The organism is Guyparkeria sp. WRN-7, from assembly GCF_001641825.1.
In the GTDB taxonomy this organism is placed as follows: domain Bacteria; phylum Pseudomonadota; class Gammaproteobacteria; order Halothiobacillales; family Halothiobacillaceae; genus Guyparkeria.
In genome coordinates this window covers 15,653-32,881 of record NZ_LRFH01000006.1, presented here as the reverse complement: position 1 = coordinate 32,881, position 17,229 = coordinate 15,653, and the positions used below count along the sequence as shown (strand labels likewise).

Sequence of the window (17,229 nt, the reverse complement as noted above, 5' to 3'; positions counted from 1 at the left end):
CTACTGGATCTTCAGGTAGGCATAGCCTTCGCGTTGCAGATCCGCGATCTTGGCCACGCCCGAGTTCACCAGCCCGATGCCCTCGTAGAGCTTGTCCTTGGGCAGGTTGATCTCCTGTCGCGTGAAGTCACAGAGATGCACCTTGACGTTGCGGATCTCGATCAGCGTCTGCAGCCGCCCCTTGAGCTCGTCGCGACGCTCGTTGAGTGCCTCGTCGGCGGCATAGGGTGTGCCTTCGAGCGGATCATCGGTGGCAAAGCGGATGCCGTAGCCGACCAGCACCAGATGCACGTCCCAGGGCAGGAGTGTCTGCTCGGCATCGTTGATCAGGTTGTTGATCGAGGTCAGCGTGGCCGAGTAGCGGGTCGGGTCGGCGAAATCAACGTGGTAGACGACCCGCTGGGTATCGTCGGCCTGCGCCGGCGCGAGCATGCTCAGGGAGAGGGCCACGACGGTCAGCAGACCTACCAGCGAACGAGTCGTCCGGCGAGCGAGAAAGGCGGGCAGTGCCGCCATGCGAGTCATGGGCATCATTCCATTGCTCCTGGGTTTGAATCAGTCCCCGGAGCATAGCCCACAGATGGTCAATCCTGCTTGGGCACGCTGTGGCGGTCGGGGTATTGCCGCTGGGTGTGCACGGCCAGCGCATTGGACAGCCTGACCGACGGATTGTCGCGACAGAATGCGAGCACCTGACGCTTGCCCGCCGCATCCGACTTGCCGGCCTGGATATCGTAGGTGTTGCGCAGGATCACGTTGGTGGCCGTGAGGTACCCGGCGATGAACCCGTCAAGCCGCCCCTGGCTGCCGGGGTGATTCCCCTGGGCCACGGCCACGGCATCCTCGCAGCTCCAGTTGCCCGGCCCGAAGGCAACAAAGCGCCCCTCGACGCTCTTGGCCGCGACGCTACCGTTGACGGCGGCAAGCAACAGGGAAAACAGTACCGGGACGACAAGTCGCATGGCGGAAGCCCTTCAGGAAAACCGCAGCTTGAAGCCGCAGTTGTCGACATAGGCCTGCTCGCGCTCGAGATCCGCGGCGGTCAGCGGATGTTCCTGCAGCCAGCCATCGGCGAAGCTGAGTGTCAGCCGGTCACCCTTGGCCGACAGACTGAGCTCGGCGGGCAGGATGCTTTCGCCACGATCGCGATGGAACAGCACCGCCAGCCGCAGAATCACGGCCATCCGCATGATCAGGGGCCGGCGATCCTCGTCGAGCGGCTCGAAGCGCGACTGCTTGAACTTGCGACGGTGCGCGTGGACCAGCGCCGAGACGGCCGACTGCGCCAGTCGGGTCAGGCCGGGCATGTCGGCGTGCTGCAGCACGTAGGCGCCGTGATGGTGATAACCGGAATGCGAGATCGCGAGCCCCACCTCGTGCAGCCGCGCGGCAACGTCCAGCCACGCCGACAGCGGCAGCGCCTCGCTGGACTCGTCGCCACTCGCTCCCCAGGCAGGCTCCACCTGCTCCCACAGGGTGGCGGCCGTCTGCGCCACCCGGTCGGCGTGGGTCGCGTCGACATTGAACATGCGCTGCAACCGGCTGACCGTCAGGTCGCGGATGTCATCGAACCCCTGGCGCTCGACCCAGTCGTAGATCAGCCCCTCGCGCAGCGCGCCATCGGAAATGTCCATGCGCTCGATGCCGAGCGCCTCGAACACGGCGCGCATGGCAACCAGCCCACCGACGAACACCGGCTTGCGGTCCTCGGAAAGCCCGTCGAGAGACAGCTTGCCGAGCTTGCCCGCCTTGAGCACCGCATCCCGGATGGCATCGAGGCCCTTGAGGGTGAGACCGCCGTCGCCCCAGCCGTTGGCCTCGGCCACCGCGGCCAGCGAGCGCGCGGTACCGCTACTGCCCACGGCCCGCTCCCAGCCCATCTCGCGGTAGGCACGCTGGTAGCTCATCAGCTCCAGCTCCGCGCGGCGCTCGGCCTTGAGCAGTTCGGTCTTGTCGTACTTGCCGTCGCTGAAATGGTCGGCGGTCAGCCGCACGCAACCGATCGGCGCACTCTCCATGCGCACCGGTTCGAACCGCTCGCCGATGATCAGCTCGGTCGAGCCGCCACCGATGTCCACCACCAACCGCCGGCCGTCCACCGGCACGTCGCTGTGCGCCACGCCCAGATAGACCAGTCGCGCCTCCTCGCGCCCGCCGATGATCTCGATCGGGTGACCGATCGCATGCTGGGCACGGCGGATGAAGGTCGAGCCGTTTTTCGCAGCCCGCAGGGTGTTCGTCCCCACGATCCGCACTCGCCCCCGGCGCATGCCCGCCAGCCGCTGACCGAAGCGACGCAGACACTCCAGCCCGCGCTCGATCGACTCCTGCGAGAGATAGCCGTGCTCGTCGAGACCGCCCGCCAGGCGGACCATCTCCTTCATCCGGTCGATCACCTGCAACTGCCCGGCCTCGACCCGGGCGACCAGCATGTGAAAACTGTTGGACCCCAGATCTACCGAGGCGATGACATCTCCGTCCTGCATGGGCATAGAGTCCCGGCTGCGCGCCGCCCCAGGGAGTTCAAGGCGAACGTCTGAATGGCTGAATGCCGCGCCAGTGCGGCAACTCCTCGCATTATGTCGATTTTGCTTCTGACCAGAAACCCTGTCGGGCAAGCGCTTGCCAAAGCGGAACAGATTGATTAGCTTGCCCTGCACAAACTGAACATCCACACACCATCTCAAGGACGAGAGACGTGGAATTTCCCCGATGCCGCCGAGGCGGCTTCGGCCGGCGCATGGCATGGATCGCCGTGTCGCTGGCCGGAGCCTGCTCGCCGCCTGCCGCTGCGCAGGCGATCAATCCGACCGACGAGTCGCTCCGCCAGCAGGAGCGCCAGCAAGACCTGCGCGAGCGGTTCGAAACCGCCCCGGACGTCCGCCTGGGGCCCGAAACGCGCCCCAGCCCCACCCTCCCTGCCAACGAGACACCCTGTGTCGAAATCGACCGGATCCGGTTGTCCGGTCATGCCCAACCGGTTTTCGAGCGAGCCCTCAACAATGCCCTGACCAGCCTGGGATGGCACAGCGGTGATTGTCTAGGCCGGCAGGGCATTCGCGCGATCAAGCGCGAAGTCCAGCAACAACTGATCGACACCGGACTGATCACCAGCCGCGTGAGCACTCCACCCCAAGATCTCGACACCGGCCGGCTGCTGCTGATCATCGTGCCTGGTCGGGTCGGTGCCATTCGACCAGGCGCCTCCGCCGGCGAACGTGCCCGACCACGCCCGGCCTTTCCGACACGCCCCGGGGCACTCCTCAACCTGCGCGATATCGAACAGGGGCTGGAAAACCTGGAGCGGCTCGACAGCGTCACCGCCGACATTGCTATCGAGCCCGGCGAAGCGGCGGGTACAAGCGACATCGTCGTCGACTGGCAACAAGCCTTCCCCTTGCGTGTCTCGCTATCCATCGACGACTCGGGCAACGATGCGACGGGCCGATTCCTGGGCACGGCGACACTGTTCGGTGACCACCTGTTCGGCCTCAACGGCCTGTTCTATGCGAGCATCACCCGCGACTTGGGCCTGGCAGACCGCGACCACCCGGGAAGCTCCGACTCCTACGCCATCCACTACTCTGCACCCTTCGGCTACTGGCGCTTCGGCGCCACCGCCAGCCGGTTTTCCTATTTCCAGACCATTGCTGGCCTTGACCGGGATTACCGCTACAGCGGCAACGGTGAGCGAAAAGAAATCGAGATCTCCCGGGTGGTGCATCGTTCTCAGGCCGGTCGCACACGCCTCAGGGCGACAGGGTGGCTACAGACCTATTCCAACGCCATCAACGAAACCCGCCTTACGGTGCAGGACCGCCGCATGGCGGGCTATTCGACCGGCATCGAACATCGTCATTTCCTCGGTCGGGCCACTCTAAATCTCTTGCTGACACACCGCTGGGGCACCGGCATGCTTGGGGCGCGACGGGCACCCGAGGAAAGCTTTGGCGAAGGCACCGCCCGGCCACACATCACCACGCTCGACGTCCGGCTGGATGCACCCTTCGCGCTGGGGGACCAAGCTCTGCGCTACCGCGGCCGGATACGCGGTCAATTCAATCACAACCGCCTGATCCCACAGGACCGTTTCGCGATCGGCAGTCGCCACTCGGTGCGCGGCTTCGGTGGCGAGCTACTGCTCAGCGGTGAGCGCGGCGCCTTCTGGCGCAACGAACTGCACATCGAAGTCAATGGACCACTGCATCCCTTTGTCGCCATTGACGGGGGCCGGGTAGGCGGACCGTCGGCGAAAAACCTGCCCGGCAAGCACCTGGTCGGAGCGGCGTTTGGCCTGCAGTGGCGCTGGAAAAACACCTGGATCGACGCCTGGGCGGCACGTGCCATGGATCGGCCGTCCGCCTACCCGGATCCGGGGCTCCAAGCCGGTTTCCAGGCCGGCATCCATTTCTGAATACGTGCGCGACAAGGACCCGTCATGACACCCGAACCTCACACCCGGTCGCCTCATAGAGCGTCAAGTGCGGTGATGCTGGCGATGCTCGTCGCGCCGACATTAGCAGCCAGCGACATCCGCTCGCACCCGGAGGCGCGCGGCGAACATCGTCCTACCATTCACCGTTCCGATGCCGGCACGGCGGTGGTTGATATCACCACCCCCGCACCGGATGGCGTGTCCCACAACGTCTACGAGCAACTCGACGTTGATGCCGCCGGCGTGGTGTTCAACAACGGTCGTGAGACCAGCGCCACCACCCTCGCCGGGCAAGTCGGTGCCAACCCGGCTCTGGCAGGCGGCACCGCCGACCTGATCCTCAACGAGGTCCGCGCGACAAAGCCCAGCCAGTTGGCCGGCTATCTGGAAATCGGCGGTGACCCGGCCGACCTCGTGATCGCCAACCCCGCCGGCATCACCTGCAACGGCTGCGGCTTCATCAACGCCGAGCGCGCCATGCTCACCACGGGCAAGCCCCGATTCGCGGATGGTCAATGGAACGGCCTGGAAGTTCGGGGCGGACGGATCCGCATCGAGGGCGACGGCATGGATGCCAGTCGAACGGCACAGGCCGACCTGCTCGCACGGGTCGTCGAGATCAATGCCGGCATCTGGGCCGACGAGATCAACGTCACCACCGGTGTCGGCCAGTTCGACCCGAAGGGCCAGCTGGTCGAGTCGCTGGCCTCCGACTCCTCACCCGCGGAGTGGAGCATCGACACGGCCCTCCTGGGTGGAATGTATGCCAACAAAATCCGGCTCGTTGCCAACGAAAACGGGGTCGGCGTGCGCAACCAGGGCAGTGTGCATGCAGGCTCCGCCGGCCTGGCCCTCACGGCAGAGGGGCAGCTGGTCAATCAAGGCAGTTTGCATTCCGAGTCGCGCGCTCGAGTAAACGCAACCTCGATCGACAACCGCGGCACCCTGCAGGCAATTGACCGATTGAGGGTGACCAGCGCTGGCGCTCTTGCCAATCACGATGGTGATATTGGCAGCCAAGCCGACCTGACACTCTCGGCCAGCTCAATCGACAACGGCGGCACGCTCCAGGCCGGCGAAGACATAACGCTTTTTAGCGACGGTCGACTGAACAACCACCAAGGCCAAATCCTCGCGGAGCGCGATGTCACCCTGACCGCCGAGCGCCTCGACAACCGGGGCGAAATCCACGCGAACGGCACGCTCGAAATACAAGCCGCCTCGACACTGAGCAACCACTCGATACTGACTGCCGTCGACTCGATGCACCTGAGCGCCTCTGATTTCCTCAACCGTGGAGAGCTGCGCACGGGGAACGATCTTCACCTGATGCTCGACGCCGACCTGGACAACACGATGGGCCGCATTCAGTCCGGGGGAGAAGCCACTGTCTCGGCAAGCTCATTCGACAACCGAGGCGGCCAACTGCTCGCGGGCCAAGTCGCAAACGTTCAAGCAGGGCAGATCGATAACGACGACGGCCTGCTCTTCGGCACCCACGGCCTGAGTTTGGTGACCGACTCGATGGCAGGCGACGGACAATGGCTCTCGCAAGGCGACATCGAGGCAACAATCCACGGCAGCTATCGTCATGAGGGCGAGACGATCGCCGGAGGGAATCTTCTCCTGAGCGCCGATGGCCAACTCATCAACGACGGGCGGATGAGTGCCGCCAGCTCCACGATCGATGCCGTGAGCGTGGAAAATCGCAGCGGCAGCGAGATCACGGCCGATCAACTCGATCTCGCCACCGGAAACCGTCTCGACAATCGCGGCCTGATCGACGGCGGACAGGTCAGCCTCACAGCGACCGACGTCGTCAACCGTCCAGACGCCCGCCTCTACGGCACCCGGCTCTCGGTCACCGCTACAACCCTACGCAATCTCGGCGACGACACGCAGGCCGCGAGCCTGGCCGCCCGAGAGCAGATGCGGCTTGCCATCGACGAACTAGAGAATCGCAACGGCGCCCTGATCCTCAGCGCCGGCGATATGAGCATTACGGGCCGCCAGGGTGCCCCGGCCAGCCACCTGTTCAACCAAGGCGCGACCATCGAGGCGTTGGGCGCCCTGACCATCGAGGCCGAGCGGATCGAGAACCGCAACGGCGGACTGGTCACGGCCCAAGTAGACGAGGCACCGGTCCAGGAATCCTGGATACAGCTCAGAGGAAGCCAGCGCACCTTCGATGCCGCCACCTGCAGCAACCTCTACGACGAGAACGTTTACTGCCAGGGGTATCCCCACGAGATCTCCGATTTCACTTGGTTTCGCGCGACCGCCGTCACCTCGCACACCGAGGTGATCAAGACCGATCCTGCCACCATCCGGTCTGGTGATGACATGACCCTTGTTGGCGACAAGCTCGTCAACACCGACAGCCAAATCATCGCCGGCGATGCACTGCGAGCAAACCTCGGTGAACTCGATAACCAAGCGACTCAAGGCCAGGACATTACCCGGCGGAGTGGCACCGCCAGCTTCACGACCGTGGAGTCCTGCGGCTTTTTGGGCTCGGATCACTGCCGAGAGTGGCACGGCACCACCGCCTACGATCCCGCCCCGCTTTACAGCGCCCCCTATGACCTGCCGACCGTCACCTACATCGACCGGGTCGGCGCGAAATCCTCGCCCCATACACTGCCGTCGCTTTCTGAGGGTGGGCAAGCGCCACTGCCCGAACTCACGCAAGCGAGCCTGTTCCGCCTCCGGCTCGACACGCCTGGCGCCCCTCTGGTCGCAACCGATCCTCGGTTTGCCGGCTACCGCCAGTGGTACGGATCACAGGCGATGCTCGATGCCCTGGCCCGAGACCCCGCCTATACCCAGAAGCGGCTCGGCGATGCCTTCTACGAACAGGCACTCGTTCGAGAGCAGGTGGTCGAACGCACCGGCCAGCGCCACCTCAACGGCTTTAACGATGACGACGCCCAGTTCCGGGCACTGATCGACGCCGGCATCGCCTATGGCCGCGATCTCGAAATCGCGCCGGGCGTGCGGCTGTCCGAGAAGCAACTCGATAAACTGACCACCGATATCGTCTGGCTTGAGGAATCGACCGTCCGCATCGATGGGGAGACACAGCGCGTCCTTGTCCCCACCCTCCATCTTGCCGACGACAACGAAGGCGCAGTCAGCAGCCACGGGCTGCTCGCCGCGCGCGACATCAAGCTGGCTATCGGCGAGACCTTTACCAACCGCGGTCGACTTCAGGCAAGCGACGTCCTCAAGCTGACCGCCGAACGCATCGAGACCGTCGGCGGCTCGCTGCGCGCGAACCGCGTCAATCTCGCCGCGGCCAGCGACATCCACCAGCGCGGCGGCGAGGTTGTCGCCGACTCCGTCCTGTCGATGGCGGCCGGCCGGGATATCACCATCCAGGCAAACACCCGCCACGACGAACGGGGCAGCGGAACGAGCCGCTTCACCCGCGACCAGATCGTGGACGCCGGCCAGCTCGCCGTCGCCGGATCGCGAGGAGCACTCGACGTTGCCGCCGGGCGTGACCTCACTCTGCAAGCCACCAAGGTGGCGCATGACGGCAATGGCACCACCAGGTTGTCCGCTGGCCGCGACCTGCGCCTGACCACCGCGACCGAAGGTGAGACCGAGCGCCTGGCCTGGAACGCGGACAACCATCTTTCCCAAGGGCAGAGCCGCGAGCGCGGCACGACCATCGACACCCGGGACAATCTTGTCCTCACCGCCGGGGAAGACATCGCGATACACGCCGGCAAGGTCGACAGCCGCTCCGGCCATGTCTCGATGACCGCAGGAAACGACATCCGCCTAGCAAGCGGGCGCCTGACCCGCCGGTGGGAAGAAGCGCACCGAATCGAGGACGATGGCCTGGTCTCCGGTTCGGTGAGCAGCAGCTTCGACTCGCGGACCGTCGAGCGACATATCGCCTCGTCCGTGGGCGCCGACCGGGTGACGCTGACCGCCGGCGAGGACGTGACCGTGCGGGCCAGCCGGGTGATCTCGGATAGCGGCACGCGGGTCGAGGCCGGCGGCGACATCCAGCTACTCGCAAAGCGCGACCGGCAGACCCGCCGCCACTTCCACGAGAAAAGCCGCTCGGGGCTGTTCTCCAATGGCGGCCTGTCGGTCACCCTGGGCCATCAGCGCGTCAGCCGCGCCGACGAGAGTATGCAGCAGACGGCATCACCGACGCAGCTGGCCAGCATCGACGGCGACGTGAACGTCCGGGCCGGTGAGACCTATCGCCAGACCGGCAGTGACTTGCTGGCCCCGGCCGGCGACGTCGACATCCATGCCGGGCGAGTCGAGATCAATGAGGCGCGAGAGACGGCGCGGAGCCGTCACGAGCACGAGATGGAGCAAAGCGGCGTGACGCTCGCGCTGACCAGCCCGGTCATCGACGCCGCGCAGGACATCCAGCGGATCACCCGCGCGGCCGACGATACCGACAGCGGCCGCATGAAACGACTGGCGGCCGCCGGTGCAGGGCTCGCCGGCATGGATGCCTACAGCCATATCAAGACCGGTCGCGCCGTAGAGGACGCCAACCTCGCCGACCAGGCCGGCGGCGTGAGCGTCACCGTCAGCATGGGCACCAGCGAAAATCGCTACTTCGCCGAAAGTCGCGCAGACACGGCCCGCGGCTCGCGGATTACCGCGGGCGGGAATGTCCGGATCGAGGCAACGGGCCGGGACCGGCAAAGCGACATCGTCGTTCGCGGCAGCGACATCCGCGCCGAGGGCAACGCCAGCCTCTCGGCTGATGACGACATCAAGCTTCTCGCCGCCGAATCCCGGCGCGACGAGAAAAGCGAAAACGACAGCCGGTCGGCCAGCCTGGGCATCGACGTCAACCTGGGCACCGGCGGCGCGGGCTTTTCCGCCACTGCGTCGGCTGCGCGCGGCGAGGGCGAGACACGGGCCAGCAAACGCTCCCACCGTCTGACCCACATCGCGGCCGGCCAGAACGCTCGTCTGCAATCGGGCCACGACACCGCCTTGGTGGGTGCGGTTGTGACCGGGCAACAGGTTCAATCAGACGTCGGCGGCGAGCTCCGTATCGCGAGCGCCCAGGACGAAAGCGACTACCTCGCCGACCAGCAGAACCAGAGCATCGGCGCGAGCATTCCGATCGGTGGCTGGGACATCTCGGGCTCGTATTCGAGAGAAGAGAGCGAAGCCCGCGGGAACTACCGGTCGGTCACCGAACAAAGCGCCATCCGGGCCGGTAACGGCGGCTTCGACCTCGACGTCGCCGGCACCACCGACCTGGTCGGCAGCGTCATCGCCAGCACCGCCGACCCGCAGCAGAACCGGTTGACCACAGGCACCCTCACCACGAGGGACCTGAAGAACACGGCATCGGCCTACGCCAAGGCCAGCGGGACCTCACTCTCGAGCGATATGGTCACGCAAGGAAGGTATGGTTTGGCCAAGGCTCTTCTCGCCAACACATCGCGAGATGCCCACCACTCAAGCGAGTCAAACGCCTACACACGCTCCGCCATTGAGGAGGGGCTGCTGATTGTTGCGGACAAACAGGCCCAAGAATCTCGAGCGGGCATCAGTGCCGACGAGACCGCGTCCTCGCTCTTGCACCAGACAGAAAACACCCATGTTGCCGCCACGCCACAAGATGCCAAGGCCATGCATGAGGCTGCAAAAGCTAATAGCGAACTCAAGAATCTCTTCTACGAGCAAGCCACGAATGCGATAGGCGATCGGGTTTACGCATCGGATGATGCCGAAAAGAAAGCCGCCCTGCAGAAAGCGTGCGATGAGTCTCAAAGGGGCTGTGAACCAGAAATTGTTACGGACTTGAGCAATCACGACTTCGCCCATGACGAGGACGGAGCCGTGTACCTCTTCAACCACGGCATCTTCAATAGCAAAGAAGAGGCATTACGCAACGCCGTAAAACAGCACGGTGAGGCGGCCCTGGACACCGGCATCTACACCATCATGAACCCAGAAACATCCAACATGCTGGCCGAGTCCGCCTATGCATCACTCGACAAGATCCGGGCATTCACGGGTTGGACATGGCTTTTCGGCGCAAGCAATTCCTCTCATGCCAACGTGGACATTAGGGAGGCCGTCGAGCGGCATAATGAAAGAGCGGCTCGGACTGGTGAGCAGCTGCTCCACATAGTGGAGATCAATCACAGCCGCGGCAGTCTCACGGCCAGCAATGCCACCCGGCTGCAAGAAGCCGCCGGCGAGACCAGCACACCCGTGCGCAGCGTTCTTTTCAACGGAGCCGCCGCAAACGCACAGCGCATGGCAGATAGGATCGATACCGTCACTCGTGGCATGGGGGAGGTCCGGCAAAACACCCATCAAAGTGATCTCATAGGAATCATTTTTGGAGCCAACCCACCATCGGGCGGAAAGCCTGCCGCGCTAGGCGATGCACATGGGGCCTACTTCAAGGACCTCCCTCCTAAATTTTTGACCGATGGCAGCGAAAGCCCTATGAGAAGACAGACAGACAGGGTATGGGGGGCTGGTCAAATCGGACAACCAATCCTCGTCTATCCAAGCTCAAGCCGAGATGATTAGCATGCCAAACCCCAGAAAATTTATTATTGCCGTAAGCATTACGGCAGGGCTTTCCGGTTGCGTAATAACCTATATGGACAAACCGCTCCCATCAAGAACCGAGCTTTGGGAAAAGCCGACCTCAACTAGCGCAAAGACAAAATCAGACATCACATCCTGCTCCAAAAAAGGGCAGTCGCTCCACCCTAACGCAAACTTCTCTCTTTACTTCAGCTATACAGACTACTGCATGCTCAGAAAAGGATATGAATTCAAAAACAACCCATCCGGCCGGCCTTGGTGCACAAGAGGCGGGACATTCTGGAAAACAATTGCCTGCCACTACCATCGGGGAAATATAATCAAAAAGAAGAGTGGAGAGTTGATCTGGAGGAACAACCATAAGGTCGATCCAGACAAATTCATGCGAACACCCCCTTAGAAACACATGACTCAACCTAAAATGCCAAACAAAAAAAAGAAAAACACAATAAATAACACACCCCGCGTGGCGGCGAACAAGTTAGCAATATTTGTTTTTACAGCAGCCTGCGCGGGGTGCGGTTGGCACGAAATTGACGACCCAGCGCCCACTGAAAATGAGCGTTGGCATAAACCAGACGAAACCGTTTACTCAAAACAGCAAGACCTGCGTGAGTGCAGCCCGGAGGCAATTGCCTCATTCGAGCATTTGCGCCACTTAGATGAGTGCATGTTGCGCAAAGGATACGAATTCATCGACCCAGTTCGAGGTCGGCACAAATGCGACACACCGAGAATGATCAAACTCCCGTCATGCCAATCACTGAATGAATGACATCCGGAGAGCAGGAGCGATTGTCCTAATAATATTTTCCTCACCCTCCTCTTCCGCCTTTCCTTAACCATCTAGGGTTGCAGTCACAGACCCGTTCAAGGAGCGAACTAGCATGCAGTCAGCCGGAACAACAATCACACTCACATGCACAGTTGCATTAGCAATGAGCGCCGGATGCGGTCTGCAAAATATCGACAAACCATCACCGAGCCAGTACGAGCGTTGGAGCAAATCAGGCGCGTCCACCCCACAGACAAAACAGGACCTGAAAGCGTGCGGCTACAGAGAAGCCACGTGGACCATCGAACAGCAGCACAGGGTCGACGAATGCATGCTTGAGAAAGGATATAAATTCATCGATGAAGTGAAAGGAATGAGTCGTTGTGATCACAAGCCCTACCAGCCCCTTCCATCATGCCAATCACTAAACAAATGACATTTGTAGAGCAAGGAGAAACGTAGCTTAAGAGACCCCTGCCTCGCTTTCGGCCGCTTCGGCGTTTGCCTTTCCCACCGAGCATTTCAGTCACAAACCCGTTCAAGGAACGAACGACCATGCCAAAACGACTACTGACCTTTGCCCTCCTGGTGAGCGGCGGGGCACTGCTTTCCGGCTGCCTGACGATGTCGGGCAACTACGAAATCCAGGCCTAGGACCAGACCGGCAAACGACTGGATCCGAACATCGTCTGGTATGCGGAGGGCCGTCACGTCTACACCGTGCGCAACGCCCTGTGCATGTCCCATCCGGACGCCACCCTGATCACCATCGATCTCGAGACCGGGGAACAGCATCCCTCGGAGAGCCCGCACCGCTGTCGTTGACTGGCAGCACAATCCATCGTTCAAAGGAGTGAACCTGATGAAGAAGCCCCTTGCTTGCCTCGCACTTGCCGCGCTCGCCAGCGGCTGCACCACCGCCGGCACCACTCACCCCAGCCATTCGATGAAAGACGACCTGTCGGCCTGCCTGGCCCAGGTAGATAGCAAGAAAGACCTATTGCTGGTCGAGGCTCCGGTGGCGAACAACCCGCTATCCAACGCCATCGTCAACGGCCTCGCCGGCAAGTCCCCGGCGGCGGAACAACTGATCGCGGCGTTAAGCAATCGGCAGGGACGTCCTGTGCTCGTCTTCGGCAGGAATGAAGCCAACAACACGGCCCTGCTGCGAGCGGCACTGAAGCCTCTTCCCGAAGCGACGGCTGGGCGCGAGGTCTGCCTCGCCGCGAGTGACGCGAAGGCAGACGAGCTGCGCACCCTCGCCGCGTCGCGCGGATTCGAGCTCGTTCCCACGCGCTCAGGCGGCTGACGCCGCCCTCCCTACCACGCCCGACAAGCGGCGCGCCCTCTTCTTCACGGGCACGAGCCCGGCGCCAAGCCATGCCTTAGGCAACTGGGCGTCAGGCGCGCGTGTTCCCCTCTAGCAATCGATCAAGGAGTGATTGATGAACAAACTGCCACTGTCTCTACTGACGGCGATCGCAATCGTCACCGCCAATCCCGCCTTCGCGGTGAACGACATCTACCTCAAGGCCGGTATCGGCTGGGCACATAGCAAGGAACAGACGGCCACCATCGGCGACCTCGCCGATCCGCCCGACCGTGTGGCGTTCGATGCCAGTGGCTCGCTCGCCTATCAGCTGGGTATCGGCTATCGACTGACCGACTGGCTTGATACGGAGCTTTCCCTGAACCACATCGGAGGACTCGACCTCAGCGGCACCTACGAAGACGACGGCAGCCCTTCCGGCGAGGTCGGGCGAACCGAACTGGACACGACCGCGATCATGGTCCTCGGCCTCGTGGACCTGGCCGCCGTGCTGGATACGTCCTGGCCACTCGACCCGTACGTCGGCGTCGGTGCTGGCTACGCTCGACACGACATGGGGCGCTTCACCATCACGAACGACAGCGCCCGGATCGACAGCAACACCAGCGGTGGATTCGCCTGGAAGGCGCTTTTGGGTGCCACCTACCCGATCAGCGAGCAGCTCTCCCTGGATGTCTCCTATGCCTATGCCGACTACGGCGAGGCGGAGTCCAGCATCAATGCGTCCGAGCGTGATGGCGACCTGCAGCTGAATTTCCCCCTGAATACCGACATTCGCACTCACGAGCTCTCACTTTCGCTCCGGTATCGGCTGTAGCCCTTGATTCGCGGGACGACACACGGCAAGGACCACTGCTCTCACCCGGACCCGATGCGTGCTTGCCAACACCAACGCACAGTTTCTCAATCAGGAAGAGAACAACATGAACACACGGAAGACCTTTCCCATCGCAGTGGCTGCGCTGTCCCTGACCGCCTGCGCCAGCATGCCCGAGCAGCAGGCCTCCACCGCCGAGGTGCGCTCGGCCCTGCTTTCCCAAGCGGTCAACGTTAAGCCACCGGAACAACCGGTCGCGCTGGCCGAGCGCACCAAGGGGCGGGCCGTGGCCAACACCGTCATCGCGAGCATGGCGGCGACCGCTGCCGCCAACATGGGCGGCGCCAATACGATGCAGGGCATGCAGGCCAATCACGCCATCGCATCCGAGTTGGGCACGCAAATGGCGCGCACCCTGCCCGAGACCGAACTGATCCAGGCGGGCACCGGCATCGATCGGGCACTGGCCCACCGTCTGGCCCGATATTTCGCACAGAACGAGGCACCATCCGAAAGCGGCGGAGTCGCTATCGCGGTGAATGCCGCGAAGTGGGAGCTGGGTTACGAGTCGTTTCTTACCAGCAGCGATTACCGGCTTGACTACGACATCGACGTTCACGTGACCGAGTCGACGAAAACGGACGAACAGGCTCGCCGCCTGAAGACGATCGATTGCTCCGGCACGTTCGACCGGAAGATGCCCCTCGACCAGTGGCGGGCGGACGATTACGCACAGGTCAACGAAGCGGCTCACGATATCGTCGATCGCTGCTACCAGCTGGCGTTGACGGAAATGGGCATGACCTGACGTTCGACGGCTTTCCCCAACGTCGGAAAGCACGCGGCGACACTCGTGGCACAATGCCCGCCCATGTCCGTCAGCGATTCGATCAAGCCCGGCTTTACCGCACTGCCCGAGGATCTCGTCGTCGACGAGACGGCGGTGCTGCGCGTGGGCGAGTTGCCGCAGGGGGCATTGGAAGCACTGGTGGAACGATTCGGGTTGGCCCTGGTCTGGGTGACTGCCGGCGAGTCGATTCCCGGGAGTTTCTGGGGCGACGACGAGGCGGGACTGATCGGCGAGACGTTGTATGTCCGCCCGGATACGGCGGTGCATTCGGCCCTGCATGAGTTCGCGCACTTGGTGTGCATGGATGCCGAGCGGCGGGCGACGGCACACACGGATGCGGGCAGCGACGACATCGAGGAGGAGGCGGTCTGCTATCTGCAGATCCTGATGGCCGATCATCTCGACGGGTTCGATCGCGAGCGGGCGCTGGCCGATATGCAGGCCTGGGGCTACGTCTTCCGGGTCGGCGCGCCGGCCGACTGGTTCCGTGACGATGCCGACCGGGCCATCGACTGGCTGGCACGGCACGACCTGATCCACTGCCCGGAAACCGGACCGACACCCACCTTTCGCATCCGAGGCCATTCGTGACCCGACTGCAACGCATCCGCGCCGTCGCCACCTCGCCGAAGCAGCTGGCCGTCCTATTCCTCGGCTTCTCCTCCGGTCTGCCGTTGCTGCTGACCTCCGGCACGCTGCAGGCGTGGCTGACGATGGAGGACATCGATCTCAAGACGATCGGCCTGTTCGCGCTGGTCGGCCTGCCCTACACGGTGAAGTTTTTGTGGGCGCCGATCCTCGACCGGTGGTCGGTCGCTTACTTCGCCCGCCGGCGCGGCTGGATGCTGCTGACCCAGTCGCTGATCGCCGCGGGGTTGCTGGGGCTGGCGTTGAGCGACCCGCAGACGCAGATCTGGCAGATCGCGATCTTCGCGCTGCTGGTGGCGTTCTTCTCCGCCACACAGGACATCGCGATCGACGCGTGGCGAACGGACACGCTGGACGCGCCGGAGCGCGGCCTGGGCGCGGCGGTGTTCGTCATGACCTACCGCATCGGCATGCTGGTGGCCGGCTCGCTCGCCCTGATCATGGGCGATCACATCGGCTGGCCGATTACCTACGCGATCATGGCCGCGCTGATGGGCGTGGGCTTTATCACCGCCTGGTTCGCCCCGGAACGCGACACGCGGGACCTCGCGCCGCAAACGCTGGGCGCGGCGGTGGTCGGGCCGATGAAGGCCTTCTTCAGCCGCCCCGAGGCGTGGATGCTGATCCTGCTGGTAATCCTCTACAAATTCGGCGATGCCTTCGCCGGCACGCTGACCACGGCGTTCCTGATCCGCGGCGCGGGCTTCACCGCGACCGACGTGGGACTGATCAACAACGGCGCCGGGCTGATCGTGACCATCATCGGCGGATTGTTCGGCGGGCTGTGGATGGTGCGACTGGGGCTCTACCGGGCACTGATGCTGTTCGGCGTGCTGCAGGCAGTGACCAACCTCGGCTACGCCTGGCTGTACGAGTGGAACGCCTATGGGTTGATGGTGGCGGTGGTCTCGCTGGAGCATTTTGCCGGCGGCCTGGGCACGGCCGCCTTTGTCGCACTGCTGATGTCCCTGTGCGACCGCAAGTACTCGGCGACGCAGTACGCGCTGCTCTCGGCGATCGCTTCGCTGGGGCGCATCTATCTCGGCCCGACGGCCGGCTTCATCGTCGAGGCGGTCGACTGGACCATCTTCTTCATTCTCACCTTCTTCGCCGCTCTGCCCGGCCTGTGGCTGCTATGGCGGGCGCGGCACACCATCCGCGCGCTGGACCAGTGACGCTCTATCCTTTCGCCAGGAACCCGAGCCTGCACGACCTGTCTCCTCAACTACACTCCAAACGTTGCCAACTCCACGGGAGGGAATGATGCGTCGATTCGGAAAACTGCTGATAGCCGCCAGCGCCGGGCTGCTGATCGGCCAGGCGAATGCCATGGCCCAACCGCCGGAACACGCGGGTCAGAACGCGCAAGGCAACCCGGGGCAGCACGCTCAGGGAAACCAAGGGCAGAGCGCCATGGGTAACGCCCCTCAGCGGGAGCGCTATCACATCTCCACACGGGAGCGCAGCTACATCCGTGACTGGTACAGCCGCAACCTGCCGCCAGGTCTGGCCAAGCAGGGCAAGATCCCGCCGGGCCATGCCAAGCGCCTCGAGCGTGGATCGCCGTGGCCGCCGCGCGGCGTCGAGTACGAGCCGCTGCCGCGCGAACTGGTGCGTGACCTGTCGCCCCTGCCCGATCACATGCGCTATTACCGCGTCGGCACGGACGTCGTGATCGCCGACATGGCAGGCGAAGTGGTCAGCGATGTGGTCTACGGCGTGCTAAACCGTTAAGATTTGGGATTGACCGGGACCGGCGAGGCAACCCCTACGCCGGTCTTGTTTTTTATTGTTGCGAAGCCGACCAAGA

12 protein-coding genes are annotated in these 17,229 nt (G+C 63.4%); 9 read left to right on the top strand and 3 right to left on the bottom strand.

Annotation, left to right across the window (positions count from 1 at the left end; genetic code table 11):
- The 3 genes from AWR35_RS04325 to ppx are packed head-to-tail and all read right to left on the bottom strand — an operon-like array spanning position 1 to position 2,486.
- A complete protein-coding gene (locus AWR35_RS04325) occupies positions 1-534 on the bottom strand; it encodes a DsrE family protein (RefSeq protein ID WP_231723555.1) in 534 nt (177 codons plus the stop codon).
- Positions 535-584: 50 nt separating this feature from the next.
- Positions 585-962, bottom strand: a complete 378-nt coding sequence (locus AWR35_RS04320; protein WP_058574738.1) for a hypothetical protein — start codon at positions 960-962, stop codon at positions 585-587.
- A gap of 12 nt (positions 963-974) precedes the next feature.
- Complete coding sequence (gene ppx / locus AWR35_RS04315) at positions 975-2,486, bottom strand: exopolyphosphatase (protein ID WP_066185070.1); 1,512 nt, start codon at positions 2,484-2,486, stop codon at positions 975-977.
- Positions 2,487-2,698: 212 nt separating this feature from the next.
- Between ppx and AWR35_RS04310 the strand changes: the two genes are divergently transcribed.
- The 9 genes from AWR35_RS04310 to AWR35_RS04270 all read left to right on the top strand — a co-directional run bounded on the left by AWR35_RS04310 (position 2,699) and on the right by AWR35_RS04270 (position 17,153).
- The gene (locus AWR35_RS04310) at positions 2,699-4,414 is read left to right on the top strand and encodes a ShlB/FhaC/HecB family hemolysin secretion/activation protein (RefSeq protein WP_156413933.1); all 1,716 of its coding nucleotides are present in this window, start codon (positions 2,699-2,701) and stop codon (positions 4,412-4,414) included.
- A gap of 75 nt (positions 4,415-4,489) precedes the next feature.
- Positions 4,490-10,978, top strand: a complete 6,489-nt coding sequence (locus tag AWR35_RS04305) for a hemagglutinin repeat-containing protein (protein WP_058574735.1) — start codon at positions 4,490-4,492, stop codon at positions 10,976-10,978.
- A 908-nt stretch (positions 10,979-11,886) separates the two neighbouring features.
- Positions 11,887-12,210, top strand: a complete 324-nt coding sequence (locus AWR35_RS10735) for a hypothetical protein (RefSeq protein WP_156413932.1) — start codon at positions 11,887-11,889, stop codon at positions 12,208-12,210.
- A gap of 426 nt (positions 12,211-12,636) precedes the next feature.
- Complete coding sequence (locus AWR35_RS04295) at positions 12,637-13,083, top strand: hypothetical protein (protein WP_058574734.1); 447 nt, start codon at positions 12,637-12,639, stop codon at positions 13,081-13,083.
- A 136-nt stretch (positions 13,084-13,219) separates the two neighbouring features.
- Positions 13,220-13,921, top strand: coding sequence for an outer membrane beta-barrel protein (locus tag AWR35_RS04290; protein ID WP_058574733.1), 702 nt, complete (start codon positions 13,220-13,222; stop codon positions 13,919-13,921).
- A gap of 106 nt (positions 13,922-14,027) precedes the next feature.
- Positions 14,028-14,729, top strand: a complete 702-nt coding sequence (locus tag AWR35_RS04285) for a hypothetical protein (RefSeq protein WP_156413931.1) — start codon at positions 14,028-14,030, stop codon at positions 14,727-14,729.
- 63 nt (positions 14,730-14,792) lie between these two features.
- The gene (locus AWR35_RS04280) at positions 14,793-15,362 is read left to right on the top strand and encodes a hypothetical protein (RefSeq protein ID WP_231723554.1); all 570 of its coding nucleotides are present in this window, start codon (positions 14,793-14,795) and stop codon (positions 15,360-15,362) included.
- Positions 15,359-16,594, top strand: coding sequence for an MFS transporter (locus tag AWR35_RS04275; protein ID WP_197408130.1), 1,236 nt, complete (start codon positions 15,359-15,361; stop codon positions 16,592-16,594). The genes AWR35_RS04280 and AWR35_RS04275 overlap by 4 nt, the downstream gene beginning before the upstream one ends.
- Before the next feature lie 88 nt (positions 16,595-16,682).
- On the top strand, positions 16,683-17,153 hold the full coding sequence (locus AWR35_RS04270) for a hypothetical protein (RefSeq protein WP_058574731.1): 471 nt from the start codon (positions 16,683-16,685) through the stop codon (positions 17,151-17,153).
- Positions 17,154-17,229: the final 76 nt, after the last annotated feature.

Coding starts and splice junctions, on each gene's coding strand:
- AWR35_RS10735 (WP_156413932.1), top strand. CDS start 11,887: ATGCAGTCAGCCGGAACAACAATCACACTCACATGCACAGTTGCATTA.
- AWR35_RS04320 (WP_058574738.1), bottom strand. CDS start 962: ATGCGACTTGTCGTCCCGGTACTGTTTTCCCTGTTGCTTGCCGCCGTC.
- AWR35_RS04270 (WP_058574731.1), top strand. CDS start 16,683: ATGCGTCGATTCGGAAAACTGCTGATAGCCGCCAGCGCCGGGCTGCTG.
- ppx (WP_066185070.1), bottom strand. CDS start 2,486: ATGCAGGACGGAGATGTCATCGCCTCGGTAGATCTGGGGTCCAACAGT.
- AWR35_RS04280 (WP_231723554.1), top strand. CDS start 14,793: ATGTCCGTCAGCGATTCGATCAAGCCCGGCTTTACCGCACTGCCCGAG.
- AWR35_RS04305 (WP_058574735.1), top strand. CDS start 4,490: ATGCTGGCGATGCTCGTCGCGCCGACATTAGCAGCCAGCGACATCCGC.
- AWR35_RS04325 (WP_231723555.1), bottom strand. CDS start 534: ATGATGCCCATGACTCGCATGGCGGCACTGCCCGCCTTTCTCGCTCGC.
- AWR35_RS04295 (WP_058574734.1), top strand. CDS start 12,637: ATGAAGAAGCCCCTTGCTTGCCTCGCACTTGCCGCGCTCGCCAGCGGC.
- AWR35_RS04290 (WP_058574733.1), top strand. CDS start 13,220: ATGAACAAACTGCCACTGTCTCTACTGACGGCGATCGCAATCGTCACC.
- AWR35_RS04285 (WP_156413931.1), top strand. CDS start 14,028: ATGAACACACGGAAGACCTTTCCCATCGCAGTGGCTGCGCTGTCCCTG.